17 protein-coding genes and 1 pseudogene are annotated in these 18,438 nt (G+C 72.1%); 8 read left to right on the forward strand and 10 right to left on the reverse strand.

The window, feature by feature from the left end; genetic code table 11:
• Entirely contained in the window at positions 1–384 is a 384-nt protein-coding gene (locus tag CCZ36_RS31910) for a winged helix-turn-helix transcriptional regulator (protein WP_069736303.1), read from the reverse strand.
• 145 nt (positions 385–529) lie between these two features.
• Between CCZ36_RS31910 and CCZ36_RS31915 the strand changes: the two genes are divergently transcribed.
• Positions 530–940 (forward strand): RidA family protein, encoded by a 411-nt coding sequence (locus CCZ36_RS31915; protein ID WP_069736304.1) that lies wholly within the window; start codon positions 530–532, stop codon positions 938–940.
• A 31-nt stretch (positions 941–971) separates the two neighbouring features.
• Here CCZ36_RS31915 and CCZ36_RS31920 read toward each other — a convergent pair whose 3' ends face one another.
• The 5 genes and pseudogenes from CCZ36_RS31920 to CCZ36_RS31940 all read right to left on the reverse strand — a co-directional run bounded on the left by CCZ36_RS31920 (position 972) and on the right by CCZ36_RS31940 (position 5,939).
• A complete protein-coding gene (locus CCZ36_RS31920; protein ID WP_069736305.1) occupies positions 972–1,445 on the reverse strand; it encodes an ATP-binding protein in 474 nt (157 codons plus the stop codon).
• 95 nt (positions 1,446–1,540) lie between these two features.
• Positions 1,541–1,983, reverse strand: a pseudogene (locus CCZ36_RS31925) (response regulator).
• Positions 1,980–3,611, reverse strand: a complete 1,632-nt coding sequence (locus tag CCZ36_RS31930) for a sensor histidine kinase (protein ID WP_128819832.1) — start codon at positions 3,609–3,611, stop codon at positions 1,980–1,982. Before CCZ36_RS31930 ends, CCZ36_RS31925 begins: the two are co-directional and overlap by 4 nt.
• On the reverse strand, positions 3,601–4,836 hold the full coding sequence (locus tag CCZ36_RS31935; RefSeq protein ID WP_069736308.1) for a PP2C family protein-serine/threonine phosphatase: 1,236 nt from the start codon (positions 4,834–4,836) through the stop codon (positions 3,601–3,603). Before CCZ36_RS31935 ends, CCZ36_RS31930 begins: the two co-directional genes overlap by 11 nt.
• A 206-nt stretch (positions 4,837–5,042) precedes the next feature.
• Positions 5,043–5,939, reverse strand: coding sequence for an RNA polymerase sigma factor SigF (locus tag CCZ36_RS31940; RefSeq protein ID WP_069736309.1), 897 nt, complete (start codon positions 5,937–5,939; stop codon positions 5,043–5,045).
• A gap of 187 nt (positions 5,940–6,126) precedes the next feature.
• Between CCZ36_RS31940 and CCZ36_RS31945 the strand changes: the two genes are divergently transcribed.
• Both CCZ36_RS31945 and CCZ36_RS34960 read left to right on the forward strand, forming a co-directional pair.
• A complete protein-coding gene (locus CCZ36_RS31945) occupies positions 6,127–7,611 on the forward strand; it encodes an SDR family NAD(P)-dependent oxidoreductase (protein ID WP_128819138.1) in 1,485 nt (494 codons plus the stop codon).
• A gap of 358 nt (positions 7,612–7,969) precedes the next feature.
• Positions 7,970–8,146, forward strand: coding sequence for a hypothetical protein (locus CCZ36_RS34960; RefSeq protein ID WP_156095448.1), 177 nt, complete (start codon positions 7,970–7,972; stop codon positions 8,144–8,146).
• Between the two features lie 11 nt (positions 8,147–8,157).
• On the opposite strand, the gene CCZ36_RS31950 is transcribed toward CCZ36_RS34960, so the two are convergent.
• The 3 genes from CCZ36_RS31950 to CCZ36_RS31960 all read right to left on the reverse strand — a co-directional run bounded on the left by CCZ36_RS31950 (position 8,158) and on the right by CCZ36_RS31960 (position 11,084).
• Entirely contained in the window at positions 8,158–9,615 is a 1,458-nt protein-coding gene (locus CCZ36_RS31950) for a lipase maturation factor family protein (RefSeq protein WP_128819139.1), read from the reverse strand.
• Positions 9,616–9,702: 87 nt separating this feature from the next.
• Entirely contained in the window at positions 9,703–10,215 is a 513-nt protein-coding gene (locus tag CCZ36_RS31955) for a DUF1990 family protein (protein WP_069736312.1), read from the reverse strand.
• Positions 10,212–11,084: a YndJ family protein gene (locus CCZ36_RS31960; protein WP_069736313.1), complete on the reverse strand. Its 873-nt coding sequence runs from the start codon at positions 11,082–11,084 to the stop codon at positions 10,212–10,214. The genes CCZ36_RS31955 and CCZ36_RS31960 overlap by 4 nt, the downstream gene beginning before the upstream one ends.
• 170 nt (positions 11,085–11,254) lie before the next feature.
• Here CCZ36_RS31960 and CCZ36_RS31965 point away from each other — a divergent pair, with 170 nt between their 5' ends.
• From CCZ36_RS31965 to CCZ36_RS31980, 4 genes are all read left to right on the forward strand, one after another.
• Positions 11,255–12,349 carry a DUF6777 domain-containing protein gene (locus CCZ36_RS31965; protein ID WP_069736314.1) on the forward strand — a complete coding sequence of 365 codons (1,095 nt, stop codon included), beginning with the start codon at positions 11,255–11,257 and terminating at the stop codon, positions 12,347–12,349.
• A gap of 66 nt (positions 12,350–12,415) precedes the next feature.
• A complete protein-coding gene (locus tag CCZ36_RS31970) occupies positions 12,416–14,479 on the forward strand; it encodes a SpoIIE family protein phosphatase (protein ID WP_069736315.1) in 2,064 nt (687 codons plus the stop codon).
• A 150-nt stretch (positions 14,480–14,629) separates the two neighbouring features.
• The gene (locus CCZ36_RS31975; protein WP_128819140.1) at positions 14,630–15,997 is read left to right on the forward strand and encodes a wax ester/triacylglycerol synthase family O-acyltransferase; all 1,368 of its coding nucleotides are present in this window, start codon (positions 14,630–14,632) and stop codon (positions 15,995–15,997) included.
• 36 nt (positions 15,998–16,033) lie between these two features.
• Positions 16,034–16,894 carry an Fpg/Nei family DNA glycosylase gene (locus CCZ36_RS31980; RefSeq protein WP_069736317.1) on the forward strand — a complete coding sequence of 287 codons (861 nt, stop codon included), beginning with the start codon at positions 16,034–16,036 and terminating at the stop codon, positions 16,892–16,894.
• 34 nt (positions 16,895–16,928) lie between these two features.
• Here the strand turns inward: CCZ36_RS31980 and CCZ36_RS31985 are convergent, their stop codons facing one another.
• The gene (locus CCZ36_RS31985) at positions 16,929–17,564 is read right to left on the reverse strand and encodes a zf-HC2 domain-containing protein (protein WP_069736318.1); all 636 of its coding nucleotides are present in this window, start codon (positions 17,562–17,564) and stop codon (positions 16,929–16,931) included.
• A 71-nt stretch (positions 17,565–17,635) separates the two neighbouring features.
• Between CCZ36_RS31985 and CCZ36_RS31990 the strand changes: the two genes are divergently transcribed.
• Positions 17,636–18,388 carry a LytR/AlgR family response regulator transcription factor gene (locus CCZ36_RS31990; RefSeq protein WP_069736319.1) on the forward strand — a complete coding sequence of 251 codons (753 nt, stop codon included), beginning with the start codon at positions 17,636–17,638 and terminating at the stop codon, positions 18,386–18,388.
• Positions 18,389–18,438: the final 50 nt, after the last annotated feature.

Raw genomic sequence — 18,438 nt, forward strand, 5'->3', positions numbered from 1 at the left:
TCAGGGCGCGTCGAAGGCGCGGCGGGAGGCCTCGATATGGCCGATGTGCTCATGGGTCCAGTCGCACATCACATGGACCGTCCGGCGCAGGCCCTGGCCCGGCGTGGTGAGCGTGTACTCGACCCGCGGCGGCACGGTGGGGTGCACGCACCGCTCGACGAGTCCGTAGCGCTCCAGCATGCGCAGGTTCTGGGTGAGCATCTTGTGGCTGATGCCCTCGACCTCGCCCCGCAGCTCGCTGAAGCGGAGAGTGCCCTCACCCAGGGCCTCGATGATCAGGAGCGCCCACTTGTTGGCGACGTCGGAGAAGATCTCCCGCGCCAGCGAGTCCGCGCGTCGCAGATCCGAATCCTCGGGCGAGCCGCTGAACTGCTTGGTCACCATCAGGTTCCCCTGTCACCGAAAAGTGCGTTCTTCCTTGTCGACCCACACTCTCCTATGGTTCCTGAGTAACCACAAGTGACCACGGGCTCCGTCCGGGCCGGTGGAGAGTCGGGGGCACGGCCCCCGGAACGAGGAGGCGAGAGGTATGGCCATCACCCTGGCGAACCCGAGCGGACTGCCGGAGATCGGCGCCTACCGACAGGTGTCCGTCGCGACCGGCTCGAAGCTGGTCTTCATCGCGGGACAGGTCGCCTGGGACGCGGAGGGCGCCACCGTCGGCGCCGGCGACCTCGCCGCGCAGGTCGAGCAGTGTTACATCAACATCGGCACGGCCCTCGCCGCGGTCGGCGGCACCTTCGACGACGTGGCGAAGCTGACCGTGTACGTCGTGGACTGGACGCCCGAGAAGCTGCCGCTGTTCCTGGAGGGCGTGGCCCGGGCCGCCGCGAGACTGGGGACCACTCCCGTACCGCCCGGCACGCTGGTCGGCGTCGCGGCCCTCGATGTCCCCGAGCACCTGGTCGAGGTCGAGGCCACCGCCGTGCTCGACTCCTGAGAGGAGGAGCGGCCGGGCGGGCCGGAGGGGCTCAGGTGCTGAGCTGGAACTCCGCGCGGATCCGCTTGCCCACCGGCACCCGCTCGGCGGTGAGCCGGTCGCACAGCGCCACGACGATCTCCATGCCGTGGCCGCCGAGGCGGGACGGGTCGGGGGCGTACAGCACGGGCATCGCGGTGCTGCTGTCGTAGACCGTGACGCTGATGAGCTGGGCGTTGCCCTCCAGCTCCAGCAGGTAGGGGCCGTGGCTGTAGCGGTCGGCGTTGGTGACCAGCTCGCTGACGGCCAGCATCAGATCGCTGCGCGTGTGTTCGCCGATCGGAGCGAGGCACTCCACCGCGAGCCTCGTCAGGAAGCGGTCGGCGAGCGCGCGGGCCAGCGCGATGCAGCCGGGCTCGCCGTCGAAGACCTCGGCGCTGAGCAGGACCTCGGCGGAGGTCGGCACCGCCCCGGAAGCCGGCCCCTGACCCGGTTCTTCCGGTGGGGAGGTGACCTGTTCGTTCATGTGCTCCAGCCAGGGCGCCGCAGTGAGGTCGAGACCTTTTCCGCCAGTCGTCTACCCGTGGCGAAGGATCCCACTCCAAGAGATCCGGACCGATCCTACGCACGTCCCGGCAGCCGCACCACGGTCACGAAGAACTCGTCGATCTGGCGCACCGCGGCGATGAACTGGTCGAGGTCCACCGGTTTCGTCACGTAGGCGTTGGCGTGCAGTTTGTAGCTGCGCAGGATGTCCTCCTCGGCCGAGGACGTGGTGAGCACGACCACGGGGATGAGGGAGAGCTCGGGGTCGCCCTTGATCTGCTCCAGCACCTGCCGGCCGTCGTACCTGGGCAGGTTCAGGTCCAGGAGCACCAGGTCGGGGCGGGGGCCTCGGTGTACTCGCCGCGCCGGTAGAGGAAGTCCAGCGCCTCCTGCCCGTCGCGCACGACATGCAGGGTGTTGCGGATCTTGTTGTCCTCGAAGGCCTCACGGGTCATCAGCTCGTCGCCGGGGTCGTCCTCGACGAGCAGGACCTCGATGGGCTGGACAGGGGTGTTCACGAAGCGTCTCCCGGCTGGCTGGTGAGCAGGGCGGGAGCGAGCAGCTCCGCCGTGGTGTGCGCGGGCGCCTCGGGCGCCACGGGCAGGGTGAAGTGGATCCGGGTGCCTTCGCCCGGTTCGGGCTCCAGCCAGATCCGGCCACCGTGGAACTCGATGATCTTCCGGCAGAGCGCCAGGCCGATGCCTGTGCCGTCGTACTCGTCACGCGCGTGCAGCCGCTGGAAGATGACGAACACCTTGTCCGCGAACTCGGGCGCGATCCCGATCCCGTTGTCCGACACGGTCAGATGCCAGGTCTCGTCCTCGCGCACGCAGTCGACGACGATCCGGCAGGGGACCCCCTCCCGGCGGAACTTCACCGCGTTGCCGATGAGGTTCTGCCAGAGCATGGTGAGGGCGGTGGCGTCCCCGACGAGCTCCGGCAACTCCTCGGGCCGCTCGACGACCGCCCCCGACTCCTCGACCGCCGCGGCCAGATTGCCCAGCGCGCGGTCGAGCGACCGCCCCAGATCGACGGGCTTCCAGCTTTCCTGGACCCGGCCCACCCGTGAGAACGTCAGCAGGTCGTTGATGAGGACCTGCATCCGCTTGGCGCCGTCCACCGCGAAGGCGATGTACTGCTTGCCCCGGTCGTCCAGCTCCGTCCCGTACCGCTTCTCCAGGAGCTGGCAGAACGAGGCGACCTTGCGCAGCGGCTCCTGGAGGTCGTGCGAGGCGACGTACGCGAACTGCTCCAGCTCCGCATTGGAACGGCGCAGCTCCTCGGTCTGCTCCGAGAGCAGGGACTCGCGGTCCCGTGCCTCGGCCAGCTCGTCGGCCAGCCGCCGCCGCATGTCCTCCACCGCCCACGCCACGGCATGCACGTCGGAGGGCCCCTTGATCTCGATCCGTTTGCCGAAGGCTCCGGCCCGCACCCGGTCCGACGCGTCGCGCAACCGGTTCAGCGGGACCCCCACCACCCGGTGGAGCAGCACGCTCAGCGCCACGATGGTGAGCACGAGGACGCCGAGCAGAGTGCCCACCACCCAGTCGCGGGTGGAGCGCGCGTCGTTCAGGTCGGCCCGCGCCCGGTCACGGGCCTCGGCCAGGTGGCCCTGCTGGGCGGTGTACGCGCGCCGCAGGTGGTCGAACTCCGTCTTGCTGCTCTGGAGCTCTGCGGTGGTGCCGGAGCGGCTGGGACCGCTGTCCCTCACCGCCGCGATCAACGGTTCGGCCTTGTCCTGCCGCCACCGGTCGGCGGCGGCCTCGATGACGTCCAGGTCCTTCGCGAGCCGTTCGTCGTCGCCGACCAGCTCCCGCGCCAGGGCCAGCCGCTCCCGCTCCGCGCTCTTCCCGGCCTCGTACGGCTCCAGGAACGACCGGTCACCGGTCAGGGCGAACCCCCTGACCCCCGTCTCCTGGTCGAGCAGGGCGTTCTGGAGCTGGAAGGAGACCGATCGCGCCGGCTGGATACGGTCCACCAGCTCGTCGGTGCGCTCCGACATCCGGGACAGCACCAGACCGCCGATCGCGAGGCAGCCGCAGACGACCACGACGAAACCGCCGAGTATCAGGTGGACCCAGGACTGCACCGACAGCCGGGCGGCGAGGCTCTTGTCCGGTATGACTTCGGCCCTGTCAGTGCTCATCATCGTCCGATCCCCAGCCCAGGTGCAGTACGGCCACATCGTCCGCGAGCCCGCCGTACGGCGCGGCTCCCTCGGCGGCTCCCGCCACCAGAGCGTCCACGAACGCGCGGGGCGGCAGATGTCCGTTCGCCCGCGCCATCGCCAGCAGTCCTTCCTCGCCGAGCCGGCTGTCCGGCCCGTCGCGCCCCTCGAACAGGCCGTCGGTGAAGAGCACCAGACCTCCGCCGGGAGGCAGCGGGACGTCCACCGACGGCCAGCTGCCCGCCCCCGGCAGCAGCCCGAGCGCCATACCGCCCCGGGGCTCCACCCAGGTCACGTCCGTGCCCTGCCGCAGCAGCAGGCCGGGGTGACCGGCGCGCAGGACCTGGACGTGCCGCTGCCCGGGCGGGAACGCCAGCGACGTGACGGTGGCGAACACATGCGAGTCCGAGCGCTCGGCGACCAGAATCTCCTCCAGCAGGGCGATCTGCTCGGGGTGCGACGTACCGCACAGCACGGCGGTACGCCAGGCCACCCGCAGACACACCCCGAGCGCGGCCTCGGCGGCCCCGTGCCCGGAGACATCGCCGATCACCGCGTGCACCGTGCCGTCCGCGGTCTGCACGACATCGTAGAAGTCACCGCTCAGCAGCCCGTGGACCCGCCCCGGCTCGTAGCGGGCGCGGACCCGGAAACGGTCGTCCCGCAGCAGGGGAACGGGCAGCAGCCCGCGCTCCAGCCGTGCGTTCTCCTGGGCGATCAGCCGATTGGCGCGCAGGGCCGCGGCGGCTCGTTCCACTTCCTTGCGCTGCAGGGCGTAGCGGATCGCGCGCGACAGCACCTCGGGGTTGAGCCGGCCCTTGACCAGGTAGTCCTGGGCGCCTCCGGCGACCGCGCGGAGCCCGGTGCCGGACTCCTCCAGACCGGTGAGGACGACGATCGCGGCGTCACTGTCGGACGCCAGTATCTGGCGTACGGCGTCCAGGCCGTGGACGTCGGGAAGATGCAGATCGAGAAGGACGCACACCGGGGCGGCGGAGGCGTCCAGGAAGGCGCGCGCCTCGGCCAGGGTCTTGCACCAGGTGAGGGCGGAGTCCAGCTCGCTGTCGGTGAGCATCTCCTCGACGAGCAGCGCGTCACCCGCGTCGTCCTCCACGAGCAGGATCGACGCGTCCAGATTCCACAGCGGGGTCTCGGCGTACGGCGAGGCTCCGACCTGCTGGGAGGGAATTCCGGAGATGCCCACAGGAATCGGCGAAGTGCCCACGGGCGACTCGGTCAACCCTCCACCCCCTCGTGTGACGGCACGGTTCGTCCGGCCTGATCGTCAGGAAGCATAGGCGAGCGACCGACCCGGCGGTGGACCCGGCCCCCGGGCCGACGGCACGAAGCCGCCCGCCCGGAAGGGCGGACGGCTGAAATCCGTGCGAAGCCCGAAAGGTTGGCGCGGGCTCAAGCCTCGACGCTCATACCCTTGCGCAACTGCTGGACGATCCTGCTGAGCAGCCGCGACACATGCATCTGGGACACACCCAGCTCCTCGCCGATCTGCGACTGCGTCATCTCCGCCCCGAACCGCATCTGCACGATCCGGCGCTCCCGGTCGTCGAGCTGCTCCAGCAGCGGGGCCAGCGTGTGCAGGTTCTCGACGGTCTCCATGCCCGGGTCCGGCTCGCCGAGGACATCGGCGTACGCCCGCTGCTCCTGGCCGGAGTCGCTGTCCGCGGACGGGGTGTCGAGGGAACCGGCCGAGTAGCCGTTGGCGGCGACGAGCCCCTCGATGATCTCCTCCTCGGGAAGGTCGAGGTGGGCGGCCAGCTCCTTGACGGTGGGGTCGCGGTCGAGCTGGGCGGAGAGCTGCTCCTTCGCCTTGGCGAGGTCCACCCGCAGCTCCTGGAGCCGCCGCGGCACATGCACCGACCAGGTGGTGTCCCGGAAGAACCGCTTGATCTCGCCGACGATGTAGGGGACGGCGAAGGTGGCGAACTCGACCTCGCGGGACAGATCGAACCGGTCGATCGCCTTGATCAGGCCGATCGTGCCGACCTGGATGATGTCCTCGGTGTCGTCGCCGCCGCGGTTGCGGAACCGGGACGCGGCGAAGCGCACCAGGGAGAGGTTCATCTCGATCAGCGTGTTGCGCGCGTACTGGTGCTCGTGCGTGCCCTCCTCCAGGACCTGGAGCCGGTCGAAGAAGATCTTCGACAGGGCCCGGGCGTCCTGCGGGGCGATCTTTCCGGCGTCCTCGACCCAGGGCAGCTCTCCGGAGACGTCCGCCGTCCGCACGCCGGTGCGGTCGTCGCTCAGCGGCGTCGTCGTCCCGGTGGCTCGCGCCGACATCACCGTCATGGTGTCACCCTCCCTGCTGCCCAATGTGTCGGACGGTCGCCTGCCCTGTCCTCGCGAAGTCATGCGTGTCGTCTTCCGCTTTTCTTCGCCCGAACGGAGCAGTGGCCCGCGCATGGCAAACTTGAGCGGGGTGTTTCGGCCTGCGGTGATCCACGACCCGCGGCGAGAAGATGGCAGAGGAACGGCAATGACGGTGACAGAGGACAGCCCGGAGTTCGCTCCCGGAATCGAGGATTTCGGTCCCGGAATCGACCCGGAGCGGCTGGCCGTCTGCCTGAGCGTGCTCGACGAGCTGGACAAGATCGAGGTCGACCATCCGGACGCCATCCGCGTCCGCCGGGCGACCGCCGGGATCTACCGCACCGTGAAGCAGCGCCGCCGCCAGGAGCGCCGCGCCGCGAAGACCGCCCACGACCGGGCCGTCACCGAGGCCACGGCGACCGGCTCGGCCGACCGCATCGACGACGAGACGCAGGGCGTGCTGCCCTCCTCCTCCGCCACGGCCGAGATCGCGGGCATCCTCCAGCGCCCCAGGTCCTGCTACATCTGCAAGACGCGGTACGTCGAGGTGGACGCGTTCTACCACCAGCTCTGCCAGGCCTGCGCCAAGGAGAACCGCTTCCGCCGCGAGGCCCGGACCGACCTGACCGGGCGCCGGGCGCTGCTCACCGGCGGCCGGGCGAAGATCGGTATGTACATCGCGCTGCGGCTGCTGCGGGACGGCGCGCACACCACCATCACCACCCGCTTCCCCAACGACGCGATCCGCCGCTTCAAGGCGATGGAGGACAGCGACGAGTGGATCCACCGGCTGAAGATCGTCGGCATCGACCTCCGCGACCCGGCCCAGGTCGTCGCGCTGGCCGACTCCGTCGCCGCCGAGGGTCCCCTGGACATCCTGATCAACAACGCCGCCCAGACCGTGCGCCGCTCCCCGGGGGCCTACAGCGAGCTGGTCGGCGCGGAGTCGGCGCCGCTGCCGGCGGGCGAACTTCCCGCCGCCGAGGTCATCGGCACCTTCAACAGCGGTTCGGTCGACCGGGTGGCCGCCCTGCCCAGCGCCCGCAGGGAGGGCCTGAGCGCCCAGGAGGTCACCGACCTCGCCCTGGTCACCGGTTCCGCATCGCCGGCCCGGATCGCCGCGGGCACCGCGATCGACGCGGGCGGCCTCGTCCCCGACCTGCACGACACCAACAGCTGGATCCAGACGGTCGACGAGGTCGAGCCGATCGAACTCCTCGAAGTCCAGCTCTGCAACTCCACCGCACCGTTCATCCTGATCAGCCGGTTGCGCCCGGCGATGGCGGCCACCGCGGCCAAGCACGCGTACGTCGTCAACGTCTCCGCCATGGAGGGCGTCTTCAGTCGTGGCTACAAGGGTGCGGGCCACCCGCACACCAACATGGCCAAGGCCGCCCTCAACATGCTGACGCGCACCAGCGCCCAGGAGATGTTCGAGAAGGACGGCATCCTGATGACGGCCGTGGACACCGGCTGGATCACCGACGAGCGCCCGCACCCGGACAAGATGCGCCTCGCCGAGGAAGGCTTCCACGCCCCTCTCGACCTGGTCGACGGCGCGGCCCGGGTCTACGACCCGATCGTGCGCGGTGAGGGCGGGGAGGCCCTCTACGGCTGCTTCCTCAAGGACTACGCCCCGGCCAACTGGTAGTCCGAACGGCCCAACCGGCCCGACGTCTCCGCGCGGCGGCGGAAGACCCGGCCCAGGATGTTCCTGGGCCGGGTTTTCTCTGTCCCCGGTGGCCGAAAGTGACCTACCGCACACGTTCTATCGAGCGCGGCGGCGCTCATTTGGTTAGGCTGAGGCGAACGGACGCCATCGAGGGGCCCACGAAGGTTCCTCGACCGTCCTGGGACACCGTCGGTAACCCGGCCGCTGTTCCGCCCCCAACCGGCGCCACCGCGACCGAAATATCACCATCCCTGCCCCGCTCGGGGCGGGTCGCGCTCCGGCATCGGTGCCGGAGCGTCGACGACGCCCTGGGTGACGCGACACAGAGGAGTGCGCGGTGACGACACCGGAACTGACCGAACGCGAAATGCGCCCCGCCGAACGGACCCACGGGCGGCCCGGCCGCCCCGAGAAGCTGCGGAACATCGAGGTCTGGGCCAGGTCCGCCCCGATCCGCCTCGCCGGATACGAGGACGACCTCGCCGAGCCGCACATCCTGCCCGGCATCGACTGACCCCCGAGGATCTACCGGCGCCTCCCGCGGCCCGTCTCCCCGCCCTCCCGCTCCGGCGGCAGCGGCCGGGAGACGGGCCGCAGGAATTCCCGGACGTAGGTGCGGTGCCACCAGCATCCGGTGGCCCGCAGCTCCCGGAGCCCGGTGAACCGGTAGCGGAACACCCGGGCGCGCACGTGGCGGGGCGGTGCGTCGGGGAACGGGTTGTGGGCGAGCAGCCGGAGCGTGTCCCGGTCGCCCTCCAGCAGCCGGTCGACGAAGGGGCCGAACCAGGAGCGGGCGTACGCGGGGGAGAGCGCGGCGAACCACATCATCCAGTCGAGCCGCAGGTGGTACGGGGCGAACAGGCGTGGCAGCCTTCGCGGATCTCCCGGCTTGCCCCGGAAGCCGTACTCCCGCCACTCCGCGCCCTCGCGCACCACCGGATCGGCGCTGCCCTCCAGCACGACCTCCAGCCGCATCCGGCTGATCGAACCGAACGCGCCATAGGTGTTCACCAGGTGCAGGGGATCGTAGGACCGGTTCATCGACTGCCGTCGCGAGAGCAGATTGCGCGCCGGACGGTAGCTGAGCGCCAGTACCAAGGCGGTCACGGTGATGACGACCACCTCGTACCAGAGGGGCGGAGCGGCCTGGGCCGGCGGCGGCCCGGCCAGGGGAGTCCAGTCGATCACGGAGAGCGCCAGCGCGATGGTGAGCCAGTTCAGCCAGGCGAAGTTCCCCGACAGGACCAGCCAGAGCTGGGTGAGGACCATCAGTCCGGCCGCCGCGCTCGCCACCGGCTGCGGGGTGAACAGCAGGAAGGGCACCAGGAGCTGGGTCACATGGTTGGCCGCCACCTCCACCCGGTGGACGGGCCGGGGCAGATGGTGGAAGAACCAGCTCAGCGGCCCCGGCATCGGCTGGGTCTCGTGGTGGAAGTCCAGGCACGTCAGCCGTCGCCAGCACGCGTCGCCGCGCATCTTGATCAGCCCCGCGCCGAACTCCACCCGGAACAGCAGCCACCGCAGCAGCCACAGCACCAGGACCGGCGCGGCCGTGTCCCCGGTGCCGAGGAAGACCGCCAGGAACCCCGTCTCCAGCAGCAGCGACTCCCAGCCGAACCCGTACCAGACCTGCCCCACCTGGACGACCGACAGATACAGCACCCACGGCAGCGCCCAGAGCAGCATCCCGCCCCAGAGCGGCAGCAGACTGTCCAGCCCGGCGATCAGCGCCACCGAGACGGCGCAGCCGCCCCAGGCGACGGCGGCGAAGAGGCGGTCCGAGTAGCGCAGCCGGAAGAGCCCCGGAGCGGCTCGCCACGAAGTGCGCCGCAGCAGTTCGGGGACGGGCAGCATGCCGCGCTCGCCGATCAGCGCCCGGAACTGGAGGGCGGCGGAGAGGAAGGCGACCAGATAGACCACGGCGAGCGCCCGCTGGAAGACCAGCCGGCTCAGCCAGTAGCCGTCCGCGGTGAACCATTCCATCCCTGCCAGTATCGGCCGACGGGCGGCCCGGGGCTTCCTGCCGGCCCGCGCCGGCTCCCGGGCCCCTCCGCTCGCGGGCCGGGTGGGTCAGCCCGAGGCGACGATCCGCCGGAGCGTACGGCCGAGCCTGCGCGCGTACCAGTGCTGCACGCGCGGCACCAGTGGTCCGGCGAGCCGGGCGTACCAGGAGGCGGGGCGCGAGAACGCCAGGACGGTGAACCACACCGTGCCGTCGTCCGCGAGGTCCACCACGAAGCACTCCTCGCCGCGCTCCGGATGCCCGGCCAGGGTGCCGTAGCCGAAGCCGGTACGGCCGTCCTCCCCGTACGCCGTCCAGATCACCTCGCACGGGGCGGTGAACCGCAGTGGGCCCAGGCCCAGGGAGACCCGGACGCCGCCGCCGGGCTCCGCGCGCCGGGCCGAAGCCTCCACCCGGGCGCCCGACGCGCGGTGCATCCGCCACTCGGTTATCGCCGCGCCCGCGGCCGCGAAATCCGCTGCGCCCCGGCCGACCCGGGTGCGGTGGTGGAGGTGGTGGTAGCCGCGGGGGAGCGGGCCGAGGCGGGTCGCGCCGACCTCCGGGTAGCTGAGGGTGCTCATGCGGTCCTGCCTTCGGTGTGGGTGTGGACGGCGGTACGGGCTTCGGTGCGGGCGGCATCGTGGAGGTGGATGCGCCGCCAGGCCAGCAGCGAGCAGAGCGCGAAGCCCAGCGCGTTGCCCAGCCCGTGGGTGGCGGCCATCCAGGTCAGGGTGGGGTGGGGGAGCCCGGTCGCCTCGCCGAGCGCCCAGCTCAGCGCCAGCAGCATCGTCGCCACCAGGACGGCGGCGGAGGAGAGCAGCAGGAGCCGCGTCGTCCGGTCCCGCCCCTCCGCCTGCCCCAACCGCCAGGTCAGCAGGCCCACGGTCCACATCCCGGCCGTCAGGACGCCGGCCCCGGCGAGTTCGGCCCAGTCCCCGATGAAGTACCCGACGAGGACGAGCAAGGTGCCCAGCGGCACACTCAGCGCGGCGAAGCGGCCCGCCCGGCCGTCGGAGACCCGGCACACCAGACCGGCGATCAGGGCGGCGGCGAATCCGGCGAAGTGGAAGTGCGGCACGGTCAGCGCCAGGATGCCGAGGTCGAACCCAAAAAGCTCGTGCCCCGAACGCTCGGCGACCAGGGCGGTCGCGGCGACCGCCGGGGTGACCAGCGCGGTGAGCAGGGCGATTCCGGCCGGGTCGAGGTTTTGGCCCCGGGCCGCCCGGCGCGGGGCGTGCAGGGCGAGCAGCAGGGTCCCTACGGCGTAGACACCGGCGAGCGCGGTGGCCGTGGCGCCGCGCGGCAGCCAGAGGGCGAGCGTGCCCGGCGCGGCGAAGAGGGGCCAGAGGCGGCGGATCCGTTCCAGCTCCGGTTGCTCGGTCAGCCGCAGACCCACCGGCACGACGACGAGCATGCCCAGCATGACGATGGCGTTGACCAGTACGGACATGCCTCCCCCTCCATCGTTTGAACGTGTTCAACTTCTCGTCGTGAGCGTAGAGGATTAATTGAACGCGTTCAAGGCGGGGGTGGTGGGCATCCGTCCGCTTGCGGGTCCGTGCCCGGTGCGGCACAGATGGTGACACCGATCCGTATCCCTGGGACAGGCAGGAGACCTCTGTGCGCTCACAAGGACGTTTCCGGCGTACCGCGCTCGCCGCGCTGTCCGCCGGGGTGCTGCTCGCCGTCGCGGGCTGCGGCGAGGGCGGCGACCGCACGGCGAAGGGCACCACGGGCACCGCGGAGGCCGAGGACGTCCTGCTCCAGCCACTCGCGTCCCCCGGCCCGGGACCGTTCACCGCGTCCACGGCGCGGACGACGGACCTCCCGCCCTCCACCGGCGCACCGGACGACGAACCGGGCTCCGCCACCCGTACGGTCCATCGGGTCTCCGGCGCCGTCCCCGGGCTCTACGGCGGCACCCGATCGGTCGCCGCCTGCGATGTCGAGCGGCAGACCACCCTCCTGACCGACGACAGGGGGAAGGCGAGCGCCTTCGCCGAGGCGGCCGGCATCGAGGCCGTGCAGATCCCGGGCTATCTGAAGTCCCTCACCCCGGTCGTCCTGCGCGTCGACGCCCAGGTCACCAACCACGGCTACGGCGCCGGATCGGCCACCGCCTTCCAGGCCGTGCTCCAGGCGGGCACCGCCGTCCTGGTCGACAGTCGCGGGATGCCCCGGGTCCGCTGCGCCTGCGGCAACCCGCTGGGTCCGCCCGTGGTCGCCGACGGGAAGGCCGCCCACCGGGGCGAGCGCTGGCCCGGCCACGACCCCGCGCGCATCGTGGCCGTCGAGCCCGGTGTCAAGGCGGCCACGAGCCTGATCATCGTGAACGCCGACGACAACACCTGGATCGAGCGGACCATGGGCGACAGCGGCGGCCGTGACCGGGACCCGGACGACCCGCCGCCCTTCGAACCCGACGCCGACCTGCTCTTCCCGTCCCCGGGCCGCCCCTCCGAGCCCCCGCCCCCGGACTCCACCCCGTCCGACCGGACCCCCTCCGAGCCGGAAGCGCCGACGGATCCCGGACCCGACGAGTCGTCCGACGACTTCGGCGACACACCGCCCGAGGAGCCGTGGGAGTACGAGGAGGGCGAGCCGGAGGAGGTGGTGCCCGAGCCGACCCAGGTCTTCCCCGCCGAGCCGGAGGAGCCGGACGGGCCCGCGGAGCCGCCCATGGAAGCGGACCTCGGCGACGTGTTCGCCGGTTGACCGGACGGTGTCCGACCGGCGGAATCGGACAAGAGGAATCGGAAAAATGGTGGCAGAGTGGCCCACATGGATGATCGGGTAGCGGGTGCCCTGTCACTCCCCGACGACTGGCCCGCCCACCCGGACCTCAGCCTCGCCCTGAACCGTATGGGCAGCTTCGACTGGGATCTTGACACCGGCCTCATGCACATGGACCGGGCCGCCCTCGACGTGTTCGATCTGACCCCGGACGAATACGACGACCGGCCGGCCTCGCTGGCGCCACGCGTGCCGACGGACGAGGCTCAGCGCCTGGACGGGTTGGTCTCGCACGCCCTCAAGAGCGGGCGCACCAACTACGGGGCGTACTTCCGCATCCAGCGGCGCGACGGCACCCTGCGCTGGACCCACACCCAGGGCTTCGTCCGCCGAGACGGGACCGGGCGCCCCCGCCGCATCATCGGGATCGTCCGCGACGCCACCCAGGAACTGGCCGACTCCACCGCCAGGCGCGAGCTGGACGAGGAGCGCCGCCGGCGCACCAGCCTGGTCGAGGGCACGACCGCCGCCCTGGCCCACGCCCGTACGGTCAAGGACGTCATCGCCGTCCTCAAGAACTCCCAGGGCCTGGCCCACCTCGGAGCGACCAGCCTCGTCATGGGGCTGCTGGAATCCGGCCGTATCCACCTGGTGGCCGACGGCCCCGAAGGCGCGTACGTCCCCGGCACCCGGTACACCCGGGTGGACGAGCAGTACCCGATGAGCGAAGTCGTCCGCACGCTGTCCCCGCGCTTCATCGAGTCGGCCGAGGACTTCGCCGCCTCCTACCCGATCCTGTGGTCCGGCATCAGCCACCTCGGGATCACCTCCGCCGCCTATATGCCGCTGATCGCCCAGGCCCGCCCGATCGGCGCGCTCGGCCTGCTCTACCGGGACAAGGGCGGCTTCACCGCCGACGAACGCAATCTGCTGATGGCGCTCGGCACGTCGATTGCCCAGAGCCTCCAGCGCGCGATGCTCTACGAGCAGGAACACGACCTGGCGGAAGGTCTCCAGCAGGCCATGCTGCCGCGCCGGATCCCGTCCGTGCCCGGGGCGCAGGTCGCCGTCCGCTACCGCTCGGCCCGTCTCGGCCGGGACATCGGCGGCGACTGGTACGACCTGATCCCGCTGCCCGGCGGCCGGGTCGGCGCCGTCATCGGGGACGTCCAGGGGCACGACACCCACGCCGCCGCCGTCATGGGGCAGCTCAGGATCGTGCTGCGCGCGTACGCCGCCGAGGGGCACAGCCCCGCCACGGTCATGGCGCGCGCCTCCGTCTTCCTGCACGAACTGGACACCGACCGCTTCGCCACCTGCACCTATGCGGAGGTCGACCTCACCACCGGGGTGGTGCAGGTGGTCCGCGCCGGGCATGTGGACCCGGTGGTGCGCGACGTGGACGGGAGCTGCCGCCGCGTGGTGTCCGAGGGAGGCCTGCCACTCGGCCTCTCGGCGGAGTTCGGGCGGCTGGAGTATCCGGTCTCCACCGTCGAGCTGGACCCCGGCCAGACGATGATCCTGTTCACCGACGGCCTCGTCGAACTGCCGGGATCCGACCTCGACGAAGGGATGCAGCGGCTCACCACCCTCGTCTCCAACGGCCCCCAAGACCTGCAGAGACTGGCCGACCAGCTCTGCGACGCGGTCGACGGGCGCGGCGGCCAGGACGACGTCGCGGTCCTGCTGCTGCGCCGCCGGGCCGCGCACGCCCCGCAGCCGGGCGGCCGGCTCCAGCAGCACGTCGCCCAGAACGACCCCGAGGCGCTGAGCTCCTCCCGGCACATGATCCGGGCCGCGGTCCGCGCCTGGGGTGCGAAGGACCGGGTCGACGAGATCGAGCTCGCGGCCGACGAACTGATCACCAACGCGCTGATGCACACCGACGGCGGGGCCGTCGTGACGATCCGGGTGCTCGCCGGGACCGAGCGGCGGCTGCGGGTCGACGTCGAGGACCGCTCCAGCGCTCTGCCCCGGCGCCGCGACGCGGGGGAGGACGGGGTGTCGGGACGCGGCCTGATGCTGGTCGACCGGCTGGCCGATGTCTGGGGCGTGGAGTCGCGGGGGAGCGGCAAATGCGTGTGGTGCGAGTTCCTCATCCCGACCCGCTGAAGGCCGGCCCGGCGCACCCCGTACGATCGCGACCGACGCACCGATGTAACAGTACGTAATATGTCTGTACTTGACCGTGACCGACCGCAAACGATTGACTGCGGGGCCTGCTCACCCCGGCCCCACCGCTTCGACGACATGAGGCCCCTGTTGAGTACCGAGCTTCTCGCCCCGCTCGACCTGGCGTTCTGGCACCTCGAATCGGACGCCCACCCGATGCACCTGGGCGCGCTCGCCGTCTTCGCCCCGGCACCCGGCACCGGCCCGGAGCGGATCCTCGAACTGCTCGGGACCCGCGCCGCCGCGATCCCCCGGCTGCGCATGTCCGTACGGGACGTCCTGCTGCCGGTCGGCGGCAAGGCCTGGACGGTGGACAAGGACTTCGACGTGCACCGGCACGTCGAGCGGGTCGTCGTGGCCGACGGCGATTTCATGGCCGGGGCCACCCGGCTGGCCGGCGAACTGATGGAGCGGCCGCTCGGGCGCGGGCTGCCGCCCTGGCGGATGTACCTCATCGGCGGCGCGGACGACGGGCCCTTCGCCGTCCTGGTCAAACTGCACCACGCCCTGGCCGACGGGATGCGGGCGGTCGCCATCGGGGCCGGGATCTTCGACGAGATCGCCGCCGTCACCGGCGCCCGCACCGCCGCCCGGGGCCGCACCGCCGTCCCGCCCCGCTCCTGGCTGCCCGACCCCCGGGAGATGGCGGGCATGGCGCTCGGACGGCTCGGCGAGGTAGGCAGGGCGCTCGGTGTGGGAGCCTCCGTCGTCCGCGCCGGCCGCCTCGGCCTGTGGGGCCCCTCCGCCCTCACCGCGCCCTCCAGCGGCACCCGGCGTCTGGCCACCGCCGACCTCGATGCCGGGGACCTCCAGCGGATCCGGCGCGCCGAGGGCGGCACGGCCAACGACGTCCTCCTGGCCGTCGTCGCCGGGGCGCTGCGCCGCTGGATGACCGAGCGGGGCGAGCCCCTGCCCGCCGCCGACCCGCGCGCACTGGTCCCCGTCTCCCGGCGCCGCCCCGGCGGGGCCGCTGCCTCCGGCAACCGGCTCTCCGCCTACCTGCTGGGTCTGCCGGTCACCGCGGCCGACCCGCGGAGGCGGCTCCGGGCGGTCCGGACCGCGATGGACCGCAACAAGGCGGCGGGCCCCCTGAAGGGCGCCGGGGCCGTCGCCGTACTCGCCGACCAACTGCCCCCGCTGGCACACCGGTTCGGCGCACCGCTCGCGGCCAACGCCGCCCGCCTGCTCTTCGACGTGCTGGTCACCAGCGTGCCGCTGCCCCGCTCGGCGCTCTCGCTGGGCGGCTGCCCGCTGACCGCCCTCTACCCCATGGCGCCGCTGGCCCGGGGCCAGTCCCTGGCGGTCGCCCTGTCCACCTACCGCGGGCGGGTGCACGTGGGCCTGGTGGCCGACGGCAAGGCGCTGCCCGACGTGGACCGGCTCGCCGCCGCGCTCGAGGACGAGTTCACGGAGCTGTACGCCCTCGTCACCGGCACGGACCGCACACCGGTGTCCTGACAGGCAGCGGCGTACCGGCTGCGGCAGGCTGGAGCCATGCCCGAACTGCCCGAAGTCGAAGCCCTGCGGGTCTTCCTCGACGACCACCTGGTCGGCAAGGAGATCGCCCGCGTCCTCCCGCTGGCGATCAGCGTCCTGAAGACGTACGACCCGCCGCTGACCGCCCTGGAGGGCACGAGGGTCACCTCGGTCGCCCGGCACGGCAAGTTCCTCGACATCGAGGCGGGCGGGCTCCACCTCTGCACCCACCTCGCCCGGGCCGGCTGGCTCCGCTGGAAGGACTCCTTCCCCGCCGCCCCGCCCCGGCCCGGCAAAGGGCCGCTTGCCCTGCGCCTGGTGACCACGGACGGCGACGGCTTCGACCTGACCGAGATGGGCACCAAGAAGAGCCTCTCGGTCCACCTCGTCCACGACCCCGTGGACGTCCCCCGTATCGCGACCCTCGGCCCCGACCCCCTCGCCGACGCCTTCGACCGCGACGCGTTCGCCGCGCTGCTCGCCGGGGCCCGTCGCCAGATCAAGGGCGCGCTGCGCGACCAGGCGCTGATCGCGGGCATCGGCAACGCCTACAGCGACGAGATCCTGCACGTCGCGAAGATGTCCCCGTTCAAGCGGACCGCCGACCTGACCGAGGACGACGTCACCCGGCTGTACACGGCGCTGCGCACCACCCTGCGGGACGCCGTGGACCGCTCCCGCGGAGTGGAGGCGGGCAAACTCAAGGCGGAGAAGAAGACCGGGATGCGGGTCCACGGGCGTACCGGCGAGGCCTGCCCGGTCTGCGGGGACACCATCCTGGAGGTCTCCTTCAGCGATTCCGCGCTCCAGTACTGCCCCACCTGCCAGACCGGCGGAAAGCCGCTGGCCGACCGCAGGCTCTCGAAGTTCCTCAAGTAGCGGCGGACCCGCATTCCCGAAGTGAGCCTCCGGCTCACCGCGTCACCGTCACCAGCCGCCGCCCGTCCGCCGTGCGCACCTCGAAGTGGTCGATGCCCTCCGGCCGCAGCGCCGCCCCGCCCGACACCTCCACCGGACCGTCCTCCGCGCCCCCGGCCGACCAGCCGCCCACCGTCTCCTCGCTGCCGTCCCGGCCCACCGCCACCAGCGCGCACGCCCCCACCACCGGAACCCGCGCCACCTCCAGCGCCACCGCCGTCCCCCAGTCGCGCCCCGCCGCCGTCACCACGGCCGCCACCCCCGAGGCCCCGTCCGTCCCGGACCACCGCTGCGCGCCGGCCCCCTCCGCCGGGCCGCCCGACAACCCGGCCACCGCCGCCGGGCCGCCCGCCGCCAGCACCACCGCGGCCGCCACCAGGGCGAGCCTCCGCCGGCCCGCCCTGCGCCGCCCCGCCGCCACCGCGGCCGTCAGGCGTTCCGCGAGCCCGGGCCCCGGGTCCACCGGCGGCCCTGCCTCCGCCAGACCGTCCCGCACTCCGGCGAACTCACCGGCCCGCAGCCGGCACCCCGGGCAGTCCGCCAGATGCTCCTCGAATCGGAAGGTCTCGGCGCTCCCGAGCACACCCAGCGCATAGGCCCCCACCCGGATGTGGGGTTCGGTCGTCTGCATGTACTGCGGTACGGGAACAAGCTACGCATCACTCAAGCCACGGCCCTCGATACGGCCTAAACTCCGGCCTCATGCTGCGCGTACTCGCCGTCGACGACGAACAACCCGCCCTGGAGGAACTCCTCTACCTCCTGCGCGCCGATCCCCGGGTCAGCAGCGCCGAGGGCGCCACCGGGGCGACCGAGGCCCTGCGCCGCATCGGCGGCGCGGTGGACGCGGGCCCCGACGACCCGTCCGCCATCGACGTGGTCTTCCTCGACATCCACATGGCCGGTCTCACCGGTCTCGACGTCGCCCAGCTCCTCGCCGGGTTCGCCGCGCCCCCGCTCATCGTCTTCGTCACCGCGCACGAGGGCTTCGCCGTCCACGCCTTCGACCTCAAGGCCGTCGACTACGTCCTCAAACCGGTCCGCCGCGAACGCCTGGCCGAAGCCGTCCGCCGGGTCGCCGAGCAGGTGGGGGACCGGTCCGCGCCCGTCCACGACAGCGCGGGCGACCAGATCCCGGTCGAACTGGGCGGCGTCATCCGCTTCATCCCCATCGACGAGATCGCCTACGCCGAGGCCCAGGGCGACTACGCCCGTCTGCACACCGCCGGCGGCAGCCATCTCGTCCGCATCCCGCTGTCCACCCTGGAGGAGCGCTGGCGTTCCCGCGGCTTCGTCCGGATCCACCGCCGCCACCTCGTGGCGCTGGGCCGGATCGACGAGTTGCGCCTGGACGCGGGCAGCATGAGCGTGCGCATCGGGGAGGCCGAGCTCGCCGTCAGCCGCCGTCACACCCGTGCCCTGCGCGACCTCCTGATGCGCCAGAGCGGCCGCTGACCCCAGTCGGGAGGCCGCCGCTGACCTGGGGAGACCTACCCGGGACCCTT

Origin of the sequence: Streptomyces sp. S063, assembly GCF_002832675.1 — a bacterium.
Taxonomy (GTDB): Bacteria; Actinomycetota; Actinomycetes; order Streptomycetales; family Streptomycetaceae; genus Streptomyces; species Streptomyces sindenensis.